At 70.2% G+C, this 18,217-nt stretch carries 17 protein-coding genes; 8 read left to right on the plus strand and 9 right to left on the minus strand.

Going from position 1 to position 18,217, the window contains the following annotated elements:
• Nucleotides 1-25: 25 nt before the first annotated feature.
• Entirely contained in the window at nt 26-802 is a 777-nt protein-coding gene (locus R4I43_RS32250; RefSeq protein ID WP_324269506.1) for an SDR family NAD(P)-dependent oxidoreductase, read from the minus strand.
• A 28-nt stretch (nt 803-830) separates the two neighbouring features.
• Complete coding sequence (locus R4I43_RS32255) at nt 831-2,450, minus strand: long-chain-fatty-acid--CoA ligase (RefSeq protein WP_324269507.1); 1,620 nt, start codon at nt 2,448-2,450, stop codon at nt 831-833.
• A 155-nt stretch (nt 2,451-2,605) separates the two neighbouring features.
• Here R4I43_RS32255 and R4I43_RS32260 point away from each other — a divergent pair, with 155 nt between their 5' ends.
• Both R4I43_RS32260 and R4I43_RS32265 read left to right on the plus strand, forming a co-directional pair.
• Nucleotides 2,606-3,823 carry an MFS transporter gene (locus tag R4I43_RS32260; protein ID WP_324269508.1) on the plus strand — a complete coding sequence of 406 codons (1,218 nt, stop codon included), beginning with the start codon at nt 2,606-2,608 and terminating at the stop codon, nt 3,821-3,823.
• A gap of 88 nt (nt 3,824-3,911) precedes the next feature.
• Entirely contained in the window at nt 3,912-4,562 is a 651-nt protein-coding gene (locus R4I43_RS32265; RefSeq protein ID WP_324269509.1) for an HNH endonuclease family protein, read from the plus strand.
• A 49-nt stretch (nt 4,563-4,611) separates the two neighbouring features.
• On the opposite strand, the gene R4I43_RS32270 is transcribed toward R4I43_RS32265, so the two are convergent.
• Nucleotides 4,612-5,592 carry a TAXI family TRAP transporter solute-binding subunit gene (locus R4I43_RS32270; protein ID WP_324269510.1) on the minus strand — a complete coding sequence of 327 codons (981 nt, stop codon included), beginning with the start codon at nt 5,590-5,592 and terminating at the stop codon, nt 4,612-4,614.
• Nucleotides 5,582-7,639: a TRAP transporter permease gene (locus R4I43_RS32275; RefSeq protein WP_324269511.1), complete on the minus strand. Its 2,058-nt coding sequence runs from the start codon at nt 7,637-7,639 to the stop codon at nt 5,582-5,584. The genes R4I43_RS32270 and R4I43_RS32275 overlap by 11 nt, the downstream gene beginning before the upstream one ends.
• Before the next feature lie 156 nt (nt 7,640-7,795).
• On the opposite strand from R4I43_RS32275, the gene R4I43_RS32280 reads away from it, so the two are divergent.
• A complete protein-coding gene (locus R4I43_RS32280; protein WP_324269512.1) occupies nt 7,796-8,416 on the plus strand; it encodes an L-threonylcarbamoyladenylate synthase in 621 nt (206 codons plus the stop codon).
• A 3-nt stretch (nt 8,417-8,419) separates the two neighbouring features.
• On the opposite strand, the gene R4I43_RS32285 is transcribed toward R4I43_RS32280, so the two are convergent.
• Nucleotides 8,420-9,529, minus strand: coding sequence for an LLM class flavin-dependent oxidoreductase (locus R4I43_RS32285; protein WP_324269513.1), 1,110 nt, complete (start codon nt 9,527-9,529; stop codon nt 8,420-8,422).
• A 350-nt stretch (nt 9,530-9,879) separates the two neighbouring features.
• Here R4I43_RS32285 and R4I43_RS32290 point away from each other — a divergent pair, with 350 nt between their 5' ends.
• A complete protein-coding gene (locus tag R4I43_RS32290; RefSeq protein WP_093418446.1) occupies nt 9,880-10,083 on the plus strand; it encodes a cold-shock protein in 204 nt (67 codons plus the stop codon).
• Nucleotides 10,084-10,187: 104 nt separating this feature from the next.
• On the opposite strand, the gene R4I43_RS32295 is transcribed toward R4I43_RS32290, so the two are convergent.
• The 4 genes from R4I43_RS32295 to R4I43_RS32310 form a co-directional block, all read right to left on the minus strand.
• Entirely contained in the window at nt 10,188-10,526 is a 339-nt protein-coding gene (locus tag R4I43_RS32295) for a hypothetical protein (protein WP_324269514.1), read from the minus strand.
• A complete protein-coding gene (locus R4I43_RS32300) occupies nt 10,499-11,506 on the minus strand; it encodes an MFS transporter (RefSeq protein WP_324269515.1) in 1,008 nt (335 codons plus the stop codon). The genes R4I43_RS32295 and R4I43_RS32300 overlap by 28 nt, the downstream gene beginning before the upstream one ends.
• Before the next feature lie 151 nt (nt 11,507-11,657).
• Complete coding sequence (locus R4I43_RS32305; RefSeq protein WP_324269550.1) at nt 11,658-12,035, minus strand: MarR family winged helix-turn-helix transcriptional regulator; 378 nt, start codon at nt 12,033-12,035, stop codon at nt 11,658-11,660.
• A gap of 83 nt (nt 12,036-12,118) precedes the next feature.
• Nucleotides 12,119-12,673: an FABP family protein gene (locus tag R4I43_RS32310; protein ID WP_324269516.1), complete on the minus strand. Its 555-nt coding sequence runs from the start codon at nt 12,671-12,673 to the stop codon at nt 12,119-12,121.
• Nucleotides 12,674-12,808: 135 nt separating this feature from the next.
• Between R4I43_RS32310 and R4I43_RS32315 the strand changes: the two genes are divergently transcribed.
• From R4I43_RS32315 to R4I43_RS32330, 4 genes are all read left to right on the plus strand, one after another.
• Nucleotides 12,809-13,327 carry a hypothetical protein gene (locus tag R4I43_RS32315; RefSeq protein WP_324269517.1) on the plus strand — a complete coding sequence of 173 codons (519 nt, stop codon included), beginning with the start codon at nt 12,809-12,811 and terminating at the stop codon, nt 13,325-13,327.
• A gap of 37 nt (nt 13,328-13,364) precedes the next feature.
• Nucleotides 13,365-14,333, plus strand: a complete 969-nt coding sequence (locus R4I43_RS32320) for a magnesium transporter CorA family protein (protein ID WP_324269518.1) — start codon at nt 13,365-13,367, stop codon at nt 14,331-14,333.
• Nucleotides 14,334-14,580: 247 nt separating this feature from the next.
• On the plus strand, nt 14,581-14,841 hold the full coding sequence (locus tag R4I43_RS32325; RefSeq protein WP_324269519.1) for a hypothetical protein: 261 nt from the start codon (nt 14,581-14,583) through the stop codon (nt 14,839-14,841).
• A 207-nt stretch (nt 14,842-15,048) separates the two neighbouring features.
• Entirely contained in the window at nt 15,049-18,144 is a 3,096-nt protein-coding gene (locus R4I43_RS32330) for an arabinosyltransferase domain-containing protein (protein ID WP_324269520.1), read from the plus strand.
• The last annotated feature ends 73 nt before the right edge of the window (nt 18,145-18,217 follow it).

The raw sequence follows: 18,217 nt of genomic DNA on the forward strand, positions 1-18,217 counted from the left end.
GCGGCGAGAGCGCTGGGGGAGGAGCTCAGAAGTTGACGTAGCCCCCGTCGACGGTGAGCACGTCAGAGGTGTGGAAGGCGCTGGCCGGGCTCGCCAGGTACACCGCCAGAGCACCGAAGTCGCCTGGCTGGCCCCAACGGCCCACCGGCATGCGCGGCAGCACCTTGCGCTGGAACCCCTCCGATTCCAGCGCAGGATCGGCCAGCGGAGTGCTCACCCACCCCGGCAGCACCGCGTTGGCGCGGATGCCGTGACGAGCCAGCTCGATCGCGATCGACTTGATCATCGAGATCAGCCCGCCCTTGCTCGCCGCGTAGGCCTGACCCCGCGGCTGGCCCTGCCGAGCGGCTAAGCTCGAGGTGCCCACCAAGCTGCCGCCCTCGCCCTGCGCCAGCATCTGCCGCGCCGCAGCGCGCAACGTCAGGAACGCCCCGTCCAGATCCACCCGGGTGACCCGCCGGAACTCGCTGAGCTCGGTGTCGACGAACCGCGTCGCGGCACCCCCGATGCCGGCGTTGGCGAAGCAGGAGTCCACCCGCCCGAGCCGCTGCACCGTCTCGGCCATCGCCGCCTCGACCTGCTCCTCGTCGCCGACATCGCAGCTCACGGCTGCGACTTGGCCGCCGTGCGCGGCCAGCTCACCCGCCGCCGCCTCGTTGCGCTCGACGTTGGTGCCCCAGATGCACACCGACGCCCCGGCCGCGGCCAGCGCATCGGCCATCGCCAGGCCGATGCCGGAATTGCCGCCGCTGACCAGAGAAACGTGCCCGGTCAGGTCGAAAGGATTGGCCTTCTCGCCCACGTGGATGATGCCTCCCTGAAAGACGTGGCTAGTCGCGGTACTCCGCGCGCAGGGTCGTCTTGAGGACCTTGCCGCTGGGGTTGCGGGGGAGCTGCTCGACCAGCCGGATCTGCCGGGGCCGCTTGTAGCCGGCCAGGCGCGCGCGGCACCAGGTCTCGACGTCCTCGTCGGTCGGCGGATCGGCGGGATCGCGCGGCGCGATCACCGCCAGCGGCGCCTCGCCCCAGCGCGGGTCCGGGACGCCGATCAGCGCCACCTCGCCGATCTTGGGATGACCGGACAGCGCCTCCTCGACCTCGGCGCAGTAGATGTTCTCGCCCCCGGAGATGATCATGTCCTTCTTGCGGTCGACCACGTAGAGGTAGCCCTCGTCGTCCTGGCGCACCAGATCACCCGAGTGGAACCAGCCGCCGCGGAAGGCCTCCGCGGTCTCCTCCGGCTTGTTCCAGTACTCCCGCATCACCGTCGGGCCCCGGTAGACGATCTCACCCACTTCGCCCCGGGCCACGTCGTTCATCTCGTCGTCGACGACGCGCACCTCGACGTTGAGCATCGGCGTGCCCACCGAACCGATCTTGCGGATCGCGTCCTCGCCCCGCAGCGCCGTGGTCACCGGACTGCACTCGGTCTGCCCGAACACGGTGCTCAGCTCGGCCTGCGGGAAGGTCTCCATGATCTGGCGCAGCAACGTCGTCGAAGCCGGGGCCGCACCCCAGCTGATCCGCCGCAACGCCGACAGGTCGTATTCGGCGACGTCGGGCAGCGAGCAGATCGCCTGCCATTGGGCCGGCACGAAGAAGCACCCCGAGATCCGCTCCCGGGCCAGCAGCGCCACCGTCTCGCGCGGGTCGAACTGACCCGACGACGACAGCACGATCCGGCCGCCGCGCAGCAGCGGGCCCATCAACCCCGACACCCCGGCGATGTGGAACAACGGCACACCCACCAGGTACACCCGGTCGTCCTCGGAAACCCCGTTGTGCACCAGCAGGCTGAAGGTGTGCATCAGCAGGTTGTGGTGGGTCAGCACCGCGCCCTTGGGCCGACCGGTCGTGCCCGAGGTGTACATGATGAAAGCGGGGGAGGACAGGTCCACGTCCACCTCGACCCGCTCGGCCGAGGCGCCCGCCAGCGCGTCCTCGAAGGCCACCGACTCCGCTCCCGCGTCGCCCCTGCCGATGACCAGCGCGAACCGGGTTTCCGGGGCCTGCAGGCGGGCCTGGGCGACGCCCTCGGCCAGGGCGGAATCGGTGATCACCGCGCTGGCCCCGCTGTCGTTGAGGGCGTAGGCGATCTCGTCGGCGACCAGCCGGAAGTTGATCGGCACGCAGATCGCGCCGATCCGGGCACCGGCCACGAATGCCTCGATGGTCTCCAGGTGGTTCACCGTCGCCACCGCGTAGCGATCGCCTTCGCCCAGCCCGCGCTCGCGCAGGGCGTTGGCCAGGCGCGTGACGCGCTCGTCGAACTCGGCGTAGCTGTGGGAGACCTCGCCGTGCCGCAGCGCGATCTCGTCGGGAATCTTGCGGGCATGGCGCGCGAGCTGGTCGCTGATCGTCATGCCCGCGCCGGCCAGACCGGACATCGTCACCTCGCCGTTGAGGGTGATGGGCCCACTCATCGTGCGGTGCGGGATGGCGGCGGTCAAGGCGAGGAGTGCGCGTTTTGTCCACCCCGGCGTAACGAACTTCACGCGGCGCGAAGGGGTTTCGCCGCCACCGCTGGTACCGGCCCTGGTGGTCGGCGTGCGAGGCTGAACCGCGTCGGTGGTTGAGCCAATGCCGGGCGAGGAGTCAACGGAGCGTGACTGCAGAAGAACGGCCCTTCGAGCTGAAAACCGTTGCCCTGGCGGCCTTCGGCCCCACCCTGCTGTTCGCCACCGGGGAAGGCGCGATCCTGCCGATGATCCCGCTGGTGGCCGCCGACCAGGGCGCCGGCCTCGGCGCGCTCGGCCTCATCGCCGCCATGATCATGGTCGGCGAGCTCATCGGTGACCTGCCCAGCGGCGCGCTGGTGCACCGGCTCGGCGAGCGCACCGCGATGATCCTCGCCTCGCTGGTGTCGATCGCCGGACTGCTCGGCTGCTACTTCTCCACCAACCCGTGGCTGCTCGGCGCCTGCGTGTTCCTCGTCGGCCTGGCCACCGCCGTGTTCGCGCTGGCCAGGCACGCGTTCATCACCACCAGCGTCCCGCTGCGCTACCGGGCGCGAGCGCTGAGCGTGCTCGGCGGGCTGTTCCGCGCCGGCTACTTCCTCGGCCCGTTCGCCTCCTCGCTGGTGCTGGTGATCAGCCCGGAGAAGCGCTCGGTGTTCCTCATCCACGTCGGCTTCGCCGCGGCCACCCTCGTGCTGCTGCTGTGCACCAAGGACCTCGGCGGAGCCGACGAGGCCGGGCACCGCGAAGCCCACCACGGGCTGCTTCCCACCATGACCCGGCACCGCCACGTGCTGCTGCGGATGGGTTCCTGCGCTGCGCTGCTCGGCGGGCTGCGCGCCTCCCGCAACGTCGTGCTGCCGCTGGTCGCGGTGGCCGCCGGGCTCCCTCCGTCGACCACGGCGCTGATCATCGGCGTCGCGGGCGGGGTCGACTTCGCGCTGTTGTACACCTCGGGCCAGATCATGGACCGCTGGGGACGCCTGTGGGCCGCCGTTCCGTCGATGACCGGCCTGGCCGTCGGGCACGTGCTGCTGTTCGTCGTCTCCGACGTGCCGAGCTTCGCCGCCGTGGCGATCCTGCTCGCGCTGGCCAACGGCACCAGCAGCGGAATCCTGATGACCCTCGGCGCAGACCTCGCCCCGCACCCCGGTCCGGCACCGTTCCTCGGCGCCTGGCGCTTCACCGGGGACTTCGGCCAGGCCGCCGGACCGCTGATCATCTCCGGGATCACCGCGCTGGCCGGAGTCGGCTTCGCCGGCGCGGGCATGGGCGTCCTCGGGTTCCTCGGCGCCGGTCTCCTGCTGCGCTACACGCCCCGGTACGTGCCGCACGACCTGGCGATGAACCCCACGGCTGATCGTTAGCTGAGACACAGGTCCCGCGTGGCTGCGTGATCACCGGATTCCGGGATGATCGAATCGGTCGAACACCTTGCCGAGAAGGGGGAGTCGGGTGTCGGCTAGCAAGAAACCCGTGTGGATGTCGGTCGTGGCGGCAGTGCTGCTGGGCGCGATGTGGCTCGTGTTCGAATCGGGACTGCTCGATTCGAAGGTCAGCGCGGCCACCGGTCCCGCCAGCGACCAGCTCGCTCAGCTCGAGGTCGCCCCGGCGGGCTCGATGACCGGGTACTCGCGGGAGAAGTTCAAGCACTGGATCCCGCAACCGGACACCGGGAAGAACTGCAACACGCGCGAAGCCGTGCTGGCCCGCGACGGCCAGGGCGTCAAGTCCAACAGCGCCTGCGAAGTCACCTCGGGCTCGTGGACCAGCCTCTACACCGGCCAGAAGGTCAGCGATTCCAAGGGAGTCGACATCGACCACATGGTCCCGCTGGCCAATGCCTGGCGCAGCGGCGCCAACAAGTGGGACGACGCCAAGCGCCAGCAGTTCGCCAACGACATGAGCATGCCGCAGCTGGTCGCGGTGGACTCCAGCTCCAACCGCAGCAAGGGCGACCAGGACCCGTCGACCTGGAAGCCCACCGCCCAGGGCCAGTGGTGCGTCTACGCCACCGACTGGATCACCGTGAAGCGCAGCTACGCGCTCACCGTCACCGACGCCGAGAAGAAGGCCCTGGCGGAGATGCTCGCCACCTGCAAGTGACGTGCGAACGGGTGGGGGGAGTTTCGGCTGAAACTCCCCCCACCTCGGCTCAGCCGCCCAGGGCCTGCTTGGCGCCCGGGTGCAGCGGCACCGGGTCGGTCCTGGTCGCCTCGTCGCGGTTGATCTGCTTGGCCGAGGGGTGCACGGCCTCCAGATCGGCCTTCTTGTCGAACAGCATCCTGGTCACCGCGCAGGCGTTGTTGGCCGGGAAGTCCTCCCGCACCACCAGCAGGTTCGGCACCTGCACCGTCGGCACGTCGGCGGGCAGACCGTAGGTCGCCCCCGGGATGGTGCCCTGCTCGTAGACGTCGCTGATCTTGTTCAGCTCCGGCAGCTGCGGGGTGACGTCGATGAACTTCACCGCACCGCCCAGCGTCGTGGTCAAATCGGTGATCTCCGGGGTCGGCAGGCCACCGGACCAGAACAACCCGTCGATGGTGCCCGACTTCATCCCGTCCACCGACTTGCCCAGCGCCAGTCGCTGCGCCTGGATGTCGCGGTTGGGATCCAGCCCCGCCGACTGCAGCAGCCGGTTGGCGATGACCTCGGTGCCCGACTTCGGCGACCCGGTCGAGATCCGCTTGCCGCGCATGTCGGCGACGCTGTTGATGCCCGAGTCCGCCTTCACCACCACGTGCGTGGAGTTCGGGTAGATCCTGCTCAGCGCCTGGATCGACTGCGGCTTGCCGTCGAAGGCGTCCTTGCCCGCCACCGCGTCGGCCGCGGTGTCGGCCAGCGTGAAGGCGATGTCGTAGTCGCCGGCCACCAGCTGCTGGATGTTCTGCACCGACGCACCGGTTTCGGCCGCCGTGGCGCGCAGCTTGGTGTTCTGGCTGATCACCTGCGCCAGACCGCCGCCGAGGACGTAGTACACGCCGCCGGTGTTGCCGGTGGCGATGGTCAAGCGACCGTCCCCGGCCTCGCAGGACGCGGCCTGCCCGGCGGGCGGTTCCTGCACCTGCTTGCCGCCGCAGCCGGTGAGCACCAGCGCCGCCGCGGCCGCGGTCGCCAGCAATGCCTTAATCCGCATCGAGTTCCTCCTTGAACTGCGCCTTGCGGCGGAACACCAGCTGGGCGAGGACGCCCAGCACGCAGAATCCGAGCCCCGCGGCCACCACCGGGGGTTCGAGGTAGAGCAAGCACAGCGCGCCCGGCGCGAACAGCACCCGCACCGCGGTCGGCACCGGGCCGAACAACCAGCCGCCGGTGACCACGCTCAACGCGCCCACCGCCACGACCGAGGCCGCCAGCACCCACAGCACCGTCACCGGGTCGGACTGCAGCAGCAGCGCCGCGCCGTTGTCGGTGAGCACGAACGCGATCGGCACCAGGAACGCCGGCAGCGTGTACTTCCAGGCCTGCATCATCGTGCTGATCACCCGGCCCCCGGTGATCGCCGCGGCGGCCACCGCCGCCAGCGCCGTCGGCGGGGTGACCTCGGACAGGACCGCGTAGTAGAAGATGAACATCGCCCGCTCGGCATCGGCCACGCCCAGTTCGCCCAGCGCCGGACCGATCACGACCCAGGCGATGATGAACGACGCCGTCACCGGCACCGCCAGGCCCAGCACGCCGACCGCCAGCGCCGAGAACACCACCGTGAGCACCAGCACCACCGTCGGGTCCTGCGAGAGCGCGTTGGCGGCCTGCACCAGCGCGTCGGCGAGCTCCTGGCCCAGCCCGGTCTTGGTGATCGTCGAAGTGATGATCCCCGCCGCCGCGCACACCGCCACCACCGGCAGCGCACCGCGCACCCCGATCGACAGCGCGTCGACCATGCTCCGCGCCCACCCCAGCAGCGCCTGACCGGGACCGTCGGTGGCCCGCACCAGTGCCGAGACCAGCGCGAACAGCGCGGCCACACCGGTGGCGTAGACGACCGCGGCGAACGGCGGGATGTTCATCGCCAGGAACACCACGATGATCGCCAGCGACAGGAAGTGATAACCGCCGCGCAGCAGCAGCTTCCACGCGCTGCCGTGCTCGACGTCGACCGCCTTGGCGCCGAAGCGCCGCGCGTCGGCCTCCACCGAGAACACGATGCCCAGGTAGTACAGCAGCGTCGGCACGCACGCCCAGATCAGCACCGTCAGGTACGAGGTCTGCAGGTACTCGGCGATGATGAACGCCGCCGCACCCAGCGTCGGCGGCGACAGGATCGCCCCGATGCCCGAGGCCGCCAGCAGGCCACCGGCGTTCTCCTGCGGATATCCCGCCCGCCGCAGGATCGGCCAGGTGATCGAGCCCAGGCTCACCGCCGTGGCCGTGCCCGAACCCGACACCGTGCCCAGCAGGAAGCCCGACAGCACCGCCGTGCGCCCGGGAGCGGTGCGGGAACGCTTGAACGCCGCGAAGGAGAAGTCCACGAAGAACTGCCCCGCCCCCGAGGCCGACAGCACCGCGCCGTAGAGCGTGAACAGCACGATGTAGCTGGCGGCGACGTCCAGGGGAGTGCCGTAGAAACCGCTGGCGTCGTTGTAGAGCGCGTTGACGATCTGGCTGAAGTCCACGCCGGCGTGCGCGATTCCCCAGTCCTGCGGGAGAAAACCGCCGTAGTAGGCGAAGGCCACGAAGGCCAGGCAGATCACCGGCAGGATCCAGCCGGTGGTGCGCCGGGTCGCCTCCAGCACCAGCAGCAACAGCAGGGCGCCCGCCGCGATGTCCAAGGTGGACAAGCTGCCCTGCCGGTCGAGGAAGGCGTCGAAACCGCCGGAGGCGAACGGCAGCACCGGGTAGAAGCCCACCAGCAGCGCCAGCGCCGACAGCCCCCAGTCGTACCAGGCCGGGTCGTCGCGCTCACCGGCTGCGCGGCGCCCGCCGGGGCGGTAGGACAGGAACACCAGCGGCAGCGTGCATCCCAGGAAGATGACCAGGTAGAACTGATTGCCCTTGGTCAGCGGGAAGAACACCTGCCGCAGCACCAGCAGTGCCACCGCCAGGGCCACCAGGTACACCAGCAGTTCCGGCCCCCGGGAGAGCCGGCGCGCCGGTTTCTCCTCGTCGTGGGTCGCGGCGATCTCGCCGGCGTCGGTGGTCTCGTCGGGAAGTCGTTCGCGCTCAGGCCGCGTCGCCCGCATGCATCGCCCTTTCGGCCCGTTTTCTCAGACGGGATGTAACCGCGGTCACGTCCCGTGGGGCAACAGGATGCGGGGGCGAACGGGGGTTGTCCATAGTCCGACTCGCCCGGTTCGCATGCGCTACGCAACCGTGACAAGCCTCCTATGCTGGTCCGCATGGCGAAGTACTTCGACGTGCATCCGGACAACCCGCAACCGCGCTCGATCGGGCAGGTGGTGGACATCCTCCGGGACAACGGACTGATCGCCTACCCCACGGACTCCTGCTTCGCCCTCGGCGCCCAGCTGGGCAACAAGGACGGCATGGACCGGATCCGCTCGATCCGCCACCTCGATGACCGCCACCACTTCACCCTGGTGTGCCAGAACTTCGCGCAGCTCGGCCAGTTCGTGATCATCAACAACGCCGTGTTCCGCGCGATCAAGGCCTCCACGCCGGGCAGCTACACCTTCATCCTGCCCGCCACCAAGGAGGTCCCGCGCCGGCTGCTGCACCCCAAGAAGAAGACCGTGGGCGTGCGCATCCCCGACCACGTGGCCGCCCAGGCGCTGCTGGCCGAGCTGGGGGAGCCGATGCTGTCGAGCACCCTGCTGCTGCCCGGCGAGGAGGAGCCGATGACGCAGGGCTGGCAGATCAAGGACGAGCTCGACCACGTCCTCGACGCGGTCATCGACTCCGGCGACTGCGGCGTCGAACCCACCACGGTCATCGACTTCTCCGCCGACGAACCCGAGGTCGTGCGCGTCGGCGCGGGCGACCCCGCGCGGTTCGAATGACCGCTAGGTCCGCTCGGCCACCGGGAGCCTGATCCCCTTGGCCTCCAAGCGCGGCAGGACCTCGGCGACGAAGTCCTCCAGCTCGCCGAGGTAGTCCAGGAACGCCAGCGTCATGCCCGACAGCCCCGCCTGGGCGTAGCGCTCGATCTCGTCGGCGACCTCCTGCGGGGTCCCGATCAGCGGGCAGGTGCCGTGGCCAGCGGCGAAGCGGGTGCGCAGGGTGTCCATGATGTCGTTGGCGAAGGACTGGGCGTACATGCCCTGCAGCCGCATCAGCTCCTCGACCGCCTCCCAGTCGGCGTTGTCCTCGGCGTAATTGCGAAGGAACTCCTCCGCTTCGCCGCGGGTCTTGCGGCACACCACGAACGCCGGTGCCATCACCCCGACCTCGCGGCCGTAGCGGGTGTGGGCGGTCTCGCGCAGCTCGGCGACGACCTCGGCGCCGTGGCCGGGGTCGCTGAGCGCGGTGAACACGAAATCGGCGTTGCGCGCGGCGAACGCGCGGCCCTGCGGGCTGGACCCGGCGTTGAGCAGCGGCAGCGTCCCGCGGACCGGCTTGGGCGAGGCCTCCACGCCCTCGAGGTCGAAGAACCTGCCGGGCAGGTCGAACTTGCCCTCGCGGGTCCACAGCGCGTGCACGTGGTCCCACCACTCCTGGGCCAGGGCGTAGCGGTCGTGGTGGGATTCGGGCAGTTCCAGGCCCATCGCCCGGTATTCGGGCTGGTTCCAGCCGGCGACGACGTTGAGCCCGGCCCGCCCTTGCCCGACGTGGTCCAGGGTGGCCAGCTGCTTGGCGCTGACCACGGGGTGGTTGAAGGCGGTGTGGACGGTGGCGAACACGGTGATGCGGCGGGTCGCCGCGAGCAGCCCGGCGGCCCAGGGGATGGGTTCCAGCACGCTCTCGTGGAACCCGGAACTGCCGGGATAGCCGATGAACCGGGCGATGGGCAGCAGGAAGTCGATCCCGGACTCGTCCGCGAGGCGGGCGAGCTCGAGGTTGTCCGCCCAGCTCGCACCCCACCTGTCGGCGACGGTGGTGATCGCGAGACCGCCGGAGCAGTTCGGGGAGAACAGGCCGAGCTTGAAGTCCCGGCCGGTGAGCAGTGTGGACATCGGCGCTCCTCATTCGATTGTGAATGGATTTCACCTCGAATCGGAGGACGCGGACAAGATCCTCTCCATCACGGATCGGGGTCGGAGCGGTTGACCGGGAGCGACGAAAAATGTGACGCCGGTCACGACACGGCCGGGCGATAGAGGGCAGACGTGTCCACGGGGGACCGTGTAGTGTTCGTGGCGGTCGTATTTTTCTGGGGTCGTGTTCGCGCACACTCGCAGGATGGTGATGCGAGCGTGCTGCTTTCTGGTTGTAGCTGGACAAGTCGCCGTTCGATCCGCGGCCCAGGTCGTCACGCAGTGTGACGGGCTGATGTAGTACCGGCTCCCAGAAGGAGAGAGCAAGCATGGCACAGGGAACCGTGAAGTGGTTCAACTCAGAAAAGGGCTTCGGCTTCATCGCCCCGGACGACGGTGGCCCGGACGTTTTCGTCCACTACTCGGCCATTGACGCCCGCGGCTTCCGCAGCCTCGACGAGGACCAGAAGGTGACCTACGAGGTCAGCCAGGGCCCGAAGGGCCCGCAGGCGGCCGACGTCCGCGTCATCTGAACACGGCGTCTCACGTAATACCGGAACGACCCGCCAACTGAGGGTAGGTCCTTCCACTTCACAGAGCCGGTCACACGGCCCGCACACAAGAAGCCCCGCACTCCTCACGGATGCGGGGCTTCTTGCGGCTCACGCAGCCCTACGACGAGCGGACACCGTCTCGACCAGAGCTGTGACCAGCAAAAAGGCGGCGATCGCCGTGACCACCAGACCCATCCGGTGCAGGCCGGGCGTCGGTGGGCTGCGCCGAAGGTCAGCACCAGCACCGCCGCGGCCAGGTTCGCGCCCACGTACTGCGAGGTCCGGTAGCGCCCGGAAGCCGCGCCCATCGCCTCGGCCGGTGCCACCGCGTACATCGCGCGCTGGTTGCCCATGTTGTTGAACCCGTTCGGCAGGCCGAGCACCGCGGCGATGCCTAGCAGCATCGGGATCGGCGCCGACACCCCCGGAACCAGCAGCAGCGCACCCGCCCGCGCACAGCGCCGCGCTGCCGATCGTCAGCGACGTCCAGTGGGAGTGGTTGCGCCGCAACCGGTTCGCCATCAACGTCGCGCACACCCCGACCGTCGAGATCGGCAGCACGACCAGCCCCGCGCCGATCGGACCGAGCCCGCGCCTCCTCCAGCCACTGGGGGAGCCCGTAGAACACGCAGTAGAACGCTGTGTAGGTGACGATCGTGCGCAAGTAGGTCAGCGACAGCGCGCTGCGGCCCAGCAGCCGTATTTCCAGGAACGGCTCGTCCACCCGCAGGCTCCACCACGCCGTCAGCGCCGTGGCCGGCACCGCGATCGCCAGCCACCACCACTGGATCCGCTCCGACAGCGACAGCAGCCAGAACATCAACGCCGTCAGCGCCACCGTGAACAGCGCCATCCCCACCGGGTCGATGCTCAGCAGCGCCCGCGACCGGGCGTCGCGTCCCACCGGCGACGGGGAATTGGCTGGCCCCCAGCGCAGCATCACCGCGCCGCCGATCACCACCAGCGGCACGTTGATCCAAAACACCCCGGACCAGCCCAGACCGCCGACCAGCAGGCCACCGAGCGAGGGCCCGAGCGCCACGCTGACCTGCGAGCAGACCGCCAGCGAGGCCAGCGCGTTGCCCGAGCCGGTGCGCAGCCGGTCGGCCGCCCGGCGGATCATCGCGACCCCGCACGGGTACTGCGCGGCCGTGCCGATCCCGATCAGGATCCGGCATACCACCAGCACCGGGATGTTCGGCGCGAAAGGGGCCGCCGCTGAGGCGAGCCCGACCAGCACCAACCCCGCTAGGCTCGTGCGGCGCGGGCCGAAGACGTCGGCGATGCCGCCCATCGCCGGAGCGGCCACCGCCGTGGCCAGGTACAGCGCGGAGACCAGCCAGGTGACCGAGGTGCCCGCGTCGAAGTCGGTGCGGATGCCCACCAGCGCGACCGCGATCATCGAGGAGTTCAGCGGCTGCAGGATCGTGCCGAAGGCGATCGGCGTGACGAACCGGGACGGCAGCTCCGGTGGTCCGCCACGCCGAACATCGTCAGCGTTGCTGTCCTTCTCGCGAGCGGTGTGGGTCTTGGTCTCTGATCGCCTCGACGGGTCAGGAGTCCGCTAGCCGGTCGAGCACGCGCGCGGCGAGCACGACCAGATCGCGTTCGACGTCGCTGAGGTCCGACATTGCCTGGGCGAGCCAGGCCTCGCGCTGGCCGCGGTCGGTCAGCACCCGCTTCCGGCCGGCCTCGGTGATGCGCAGGGTCGCGGTGCGCCGGTCCTGTGGGTTCGGAACGCGTTCGGCCAGGCCGTTGTCGAGCAGATGCTGCACGATCCGCGCCATCGACTGCGGTGTCACGCGCTCGGCCGCGGCCAGCGCGCTGGCGGTCGCCGGACCGTCGCGCTCCAGGCGGCCGAGCACCGCCAGCCTGCCCAGCGTGAGCTCGCCGGGCTCTTGCTCGGCGCGCAACCGCCGCGCCAGCCGCATCACGCCCAGCCGCACCTCGGTCGCGGCGTGCGCGAGCTCGTCGGGGTTGGAGCGGTCCGGAGTCTCCTCGTCGGCCGAGCGGACTAATGCGTGGTGGGGACTCGCTGGAGTCGGGCGGAGACGTGCGGGGTCATCGGTTCGCCGACCATCGCCCGGCTCTCAGCGTAGTCGAGGACGTCGCCGGACAGCGAGTAGGAGCGGCGCGCCGCTCGCACCTGCTTGGCCGTCGCCGTGCCCAGCACCGTCTCGGTCTCCAGCTCCCACCGGCCGGGTGCGGTGGAGCCGTAGAACAGCTCCAGCAGTCCGGTGGCGTGGGTCAGCAGCAGTTCGATGCGGCCGTCAGCGCCGGGCCGCCAGAACCCGGTCTCCCACGCCGCCGGGCGCAGCACCTCGCCCTCGGCGTCGAGCAGCCAGGCCCGCGCCTGGTGGCGCAGGAACGGGCGGCCGTCGTGGGAGATCGTCACCTGCTGGCCGAAGCGGAACGGGCCGTCGATGGTGGGGTAGTCCACCTCGCCCTGGCCGTGCCACACGCCTACCAGCTCGCGCATCGGGGCGCACGCGTCGTTCAGCGGCGGCCTGCCGCCCAGGTCTGCGGTGTCGGCGGGGATCGGCTGGTGGAACTCCTCGGGGATGCGCACGCCCGTGAGCCTAGGAGCGGACCGGTGGCGCTCGCACCGGAGGTCGTGCCACCGCCCGGGAAATCCACAGTGGACGTTGGTCGACTCCGGTGACCGCCCTTGTCGGCGCGGGTGACGCTGTGCTTGTGTGCGGGGGTGTACCGGATCTACTGCTTCCGCAAGCTCGCCGTGACCGTCGAAGGCGTCGACTTCCTCGACCCGGCGCAGGCCGGTCAACCGGACGTGCGTGAGCGCGGGGTCCGCCTCGAGCTGCGCGGCCTGTCCGAATCCGCCGAGGCGGGCTCGGTCTACGCCTCCCGCGCGGCGTGGCTCAGCCGCGGCATCTGCCGCTTCGACCTGCTGGAATCCCGCCCGAACGCGGCCGACCGGATGCACTGGCACCCGGAGATGTCCGACGGCGAACCCGGTGACCGCGTCTTCGACGCCGAGCTGTCGGCCGACCCCGTCGGCTGGCTGGCGCGGACGCTGGGCGATATCACGCCGCTGCTGCACCGGGCCGGGCTGGACCCCGCCGAGCACGACGCCGACATCGCCGCGATGGCCCGCTCCGCGGACGAGATCACCGCGACGGTGGCGAAGGTCCTGACCGCGGCTCGTCAGCCCTGGCCCGAGGTGACCCGCGACGAGCGCGGCCTCGCCCCGATCGACGTCTGACTCCCGCCATCACCCGATCGGGTAGCCTCCGGGCCTCATGGCACGCACGCGGCTCTACCGGCACGGCGTCCTCGAATCCGAGGACTTCCCCGTCGACGACGTCTCGGAACACCTCGCCGAACCCGACACCACCGTGTGGCTGGACTTCTGCGCGCCCACCGCGGAGGACCTCGCCGCCATCGCCGAGGAGCTCGGCCTGCACGAGCTGGCCGTGGAGGACGCGCTGCACCGCAACGAGCGCGCCAAGCTCGAGCGCTGCGACGGCTACTCGGAGCTGACCGCCTACTCGGTCTCGCTGGACGCCTCCGGCGAGCTCGTCGACTGCGAGCTGTCGGCGTTCGTCACCGACCAGGCGCTGGTGACCGTGCGCAAGAACGAGAACTTCGACATCGATGCCGTCGTGTCGCGCTGGGACGCTGACGGCGACCAGGCCAAGTCCGGCGTCGGTTTCTTGCTGCACGGGCTGCTCGACTACATCGTCGACGGGCACTTCGAGGCCGCCCAGCGGATGGACGAGCAGATCGAGGAGCTCGAGGACGGTGTGTTCGACGAGCGCCCGCACCACCAGCAGCTGCAGCGCCGCTCGCTGCAGCTGCGCAAGAACCTGGTCCGGTTGCGCCGCGCCGTGCTGCCCATGCGCGAGCTCGTCAACACCCTCATGCGCCGCGACGTCGGTCTGGTCGACGAGGCGATGGCGCCGTACTTCCAGGACGTCTACGACCACGTGCTGCGCGCTTCGGAGTGGACCGAGTCGCTGCGGGACCTGATCACCACGATCCGCGAGACGCAGCTGAACCTGCAGAGCTTCCAGCTCAACATGATCATGAAGAAGGTCACCGGCTGGGCGGCGATCATCGCGGTGCCCACGGCCATCACCGGCTTCTACGGCCAGAACGTGCCCTACCCAGGATTCCAGTCGATGTGGGGCTTCTGGGCCTCGACGGCGGCGATCCTGATCATCTCGGGCGCGCTGTTCGCGACCTTCCGGCGCAAGGACTGGCTCTAGGACCGACGCCGAATTCCGAGCGCCGTTCGCAATGCTGTCCCGAGCGGGTGACATCGGCGAGTCGGAGTCGAAATGTCCGCATTTCGCGGGTTCTTCGACCGGGTGGCCCGTCGGTAGCCGGGGTGGGATCTCGTGCGTGCGGCCAGCTCACCGAGGACCGTGTCGACCGCTCTCCGACGGGCTTGGGCTACTCCATTAGCGGGTCGTCGAGATGACGTACTGTGATCGAGGGCTTTCGAGGGGTGGCGTGGTCGGTCAATTTACGGCCAGTTATCGTTTGTGCAACGGCGCTGCCACCCGGCGGGATCAGCATTTTTGCGATGAGAAGTTCACCAGTCGGGTCCAGGGGATCGGGCGCCGCCGAGAAGAGGAAACCTCCATCATGGTGCGTGCTGTCGGAACATTGGCCGTCGTTGGTGCCGGAGTGATCGGGTTCTGGGTCGGATACCTGTTCGACGCCCGGCGCAATCCGGTGACCGGAGAATTCGAACCTGCCCTCGCGGCCTAGTTCTGGTCGTCCAGGGCAAGCGCGACCGGCAGCGCGGACGCCGAATTCTGACCAGCTGGTTACGGCTTGTCGTCCTGCCAGGGGCAGCGGGCTCATCGCCACCGTTTAAGCTCTGCGAGGAGCAGTCCTGCGAGGTTAGGTGGCGAGCGCGTGAGTCAGCGTTCGACGCGGTTCACGCGTCGTGACCCGGCGCGGCGAGCGCGCGCCGTGTCCGCGGTACTCGGTTTGCTGTCGGCGGTGCTGGCCGTGGCCATCCCGCTGCTACCGGTCAACCACGACGTCACCACCCTGAAGTGGCCGACCGCGCAGGGCACCCGCTCGGTGTCCGCGCCGCTGGTCAGCCACGCACCCCTGTGGCTCAACGCCACCGTCCCCTGCGCCTCGGCCCGCAGCCTCGACGCGCGCATCAACGGGGCGGGCGAACTGCTGGCCACCAACGCTCCCTCGGGCACCTACGGCGGCCTGACCGGGATGAACCTCCAGGTCGACAACGGGCAGGTCAACCTGTTCTCGCGCGGCCACCAGCTCGGTTCGGCGGCGCTGCCCGCAGGCGACTGCGCGATCTCCATCACCTCCGACGCGGGGCAGACCCGCGCCGACATCGCGGGCGTGCCGCTCGGCTCCGCCGGCGGCGACCAGCGACCGCAGCTCACCGGCATCTACTCGCAGCTGGACGGCAGGCTCGACGACGTGCGGGGACTGGACTTCCAGGCCGGCGTCGACACCCGCTTCGCCAGCACCCCGACGGCGCTGAAGACCACCGCGATGGTGCTGGCCGTGCTGTGCTTCATCGGCTCGATGCTCGCGCTGCGCAAGCTGGAGGTGCGCGCCCCGGTGCGCCGGTTGCCGGTCGGCTGGTGGCGGCTCGGCGTGCGCGACGTCGTCGTGTTCGCCGCCCTGGTCGTGTGGTGGCTGATCGGCGCGATGACCGCCGACGACGGCTACATCCTGACGATGCTGCGCGCGGCTCCCGACGCCGGTTACGTCACCAACTACTTCCGCTGGTTCGGCAACCCCGAATCGCCCTTCGGCTGGTTCTACGAGCTCTACGCCGTCTGGGTGCAGATCTCCGCCGCCACCCCGTGGGTGCGGCTGCCCGCGCTGTTCCTCGGCGTGGTCAGCTGGCTGCTGCTCAGCCGCGGCGTGCTGCCCCGGCTCGGGCAGCAGGTGCGCCGCAGCGAATCCGCCGGCTGGGCGGCCGCCGCGGTGTTCCTGGCCTTCTGGCTGCCCTACAACAACGGCCTGCGCCCCGAACCCGTCGTCGTGGTCTTCTTCCTGCTGTCGGTGTGCGCGGTGGAACGCGCCGTGGCCACCGAACGGCTGACACCGGCGACCCTCGGCCTGGTGGCCGCCGCGCTGGGGCTGGGAGCCAACCCGCACGGCATGGTGGCCGTGCTGCCGTTCGTCGTGGCCTCCAAGCCGCTGCTGCGGCTGCTCGGCCGGCGCATCCGCGAGATCGGCGCGCTGCCGGTGCTGGCCCCGATCGCCGCGGCCGGCCTGGTGATCCTGGTCGGGGTGTTCTTCGACCAGACGCTGCAGTCGGTCCTGGACTCCATCGACCTCAAGACCGAGTTCGGCCCCAACGACTCCTGGTACGAGGAGCTCGGCCGCTACGAGAAGCTGTTCGACAAGTGGCCCGACGGCTCGCTGACCAGGCGATTCCCCGTCCTGCTGCTGTTGCTGTGCATCGCCGCCAGCGGCGTGGTGTTCCTGCGGCGCGGCAAGATCCGCGGCGCGGCGCTGGGGCCGAGCCGCCGGATGCTGGGCATCGCCGTGCTGTGCTTCGTGGTGCTGGCGGCCACCCCCACCAAGCACACCCACCACTTCGGCGTGTTCGCCGCCATCGGTGCCGTGCTGGCCGCGCTGACCGCGCTGGCCACCAGCGCCGCGGTGCTGCGCTCGCGCCGCAACCGGGCCGGGTTCTTCGCCGGGCTGATGGTCGTGTGCGCGCTGTCGGTCACCGGCACCAACGCCTGGTGGTACGTCTCCGGCTGGGGCGTGCCGTGGTTCGACAAGGCGCCCAGCCTCGACGGACGCAACGCCAGCACCGCGTTCCTGGCGCTCGGGTTCCTCGCCCTGATCGTCGCCTTCGTCGAGCACGTCCGCCACGGCGAGCCCCCGGTGATCACCCCGACCGCGCGCAAGCGCGTGCTGAGCCTGGGCGCGGCGCCGCTGACCATCACCTGCGCGCTGTGCCTGATCGGCGAGGTCGGGCTGTTCACCGTCGGCATCGAGAAGCAGCGCGACAGCTACAGCCTCGGCCTGGACAACATCAAGCAGATCGCAGGTCAGAGCTGCGGGCTGTCGGACTACATCAACGTCGAGGCCGACCCGCGCCGCGGCGTGCTCACCCCGTCGCCCAACCAGCCGCGCGTGCCCAGCAACACCGCGCAGCCCGCCGACTACCTCGACGCCGAGCAGCAGGGATTCCACCGCTTCGGCTATCCCGGCAGCGTCCAGTTCACCCCGCCGTTCGGCTACGGCGGCGACGACGCCCCGATCTGGGGGACCTTCGACACCGACGCCACCGGCACCGGCGAGATCCGCACGCCCTGGTACGACCTGCCGCCGCAGGCCAGCGCGGGCACCTCGCCGGTGGTGATGCAGTTCGCCGGTTCCTCCACAGGCACGAACTCGCTGCGCGTGGAGTGGGGCCGCGAACTGCCCGGCGGCTTCGAGATCACCGGGCACCGGGACCTGCCGCTCAACGGCGGTTCCTGGCAGGACGTGCGGTTCGACGCCCCCGGAGCCGGCAAGGTGCGGGTCGTGGCCGCCGACCGCCGCGCCGACCCGGGCGGCTGGCTGGCCTTCAGCGCGCCCCGAGTGCCGGTGCTGACCACCATGACCAACCTGATCGGCAGCCAGCCCGCGTTCGTGGAGTGGCCGGCCGCGCTGGTGCACCCGTGCCTGCAACCGGCGAAGATCCGCGACGGGGTCTTCGAGATGCCGCGCTTCCGGGTCGCCGGTGGCGGCATCATGCGCGACATGGGCCAGAGCTGGTCCGCACCGGGCGGAGGGGGACCGTTCGGCTGGCTCAACGTCGGTGCCAGCGTCCGGCAACTGCCCGCCTACCTGCAGGGATCGCCGAACCGGGACTGGGGCGCGATCTACGTCGTCGACCCGTACAACCCCGACACCGTCGGCGCCGAAGCGGCGATGCAGGTGCGCCGCGAGACCCACTGGGGCGACTGGAGCCCGGGGCCGCTGACCGACGCGGTCAAGCTGCCCGGCGGGGTCCCCACCTCCGACGGCCGCACCGACCTGCGCTCGATCGAACCGGCCATCACCGGGAACGAGAGCTGACGTCCCGACGGGTGGAAAGCCGGCGCCGCGGTGTGAGAGTCGCCATTCGAGCACGGCGGTTCCACGGGTGATC

The sequence above is a fragment of the Saccharopolyspora mangrovi genome, from assembly GCF_035320975.1.
Taxonomy (GTDB): domain Bacteria; phylum Actinomycetota; class Actinomycetes; order Mycobacteriales; family Pseudonocardiaceae; genus Saccharopolyspora; species Saccharopolyspora mangrovi.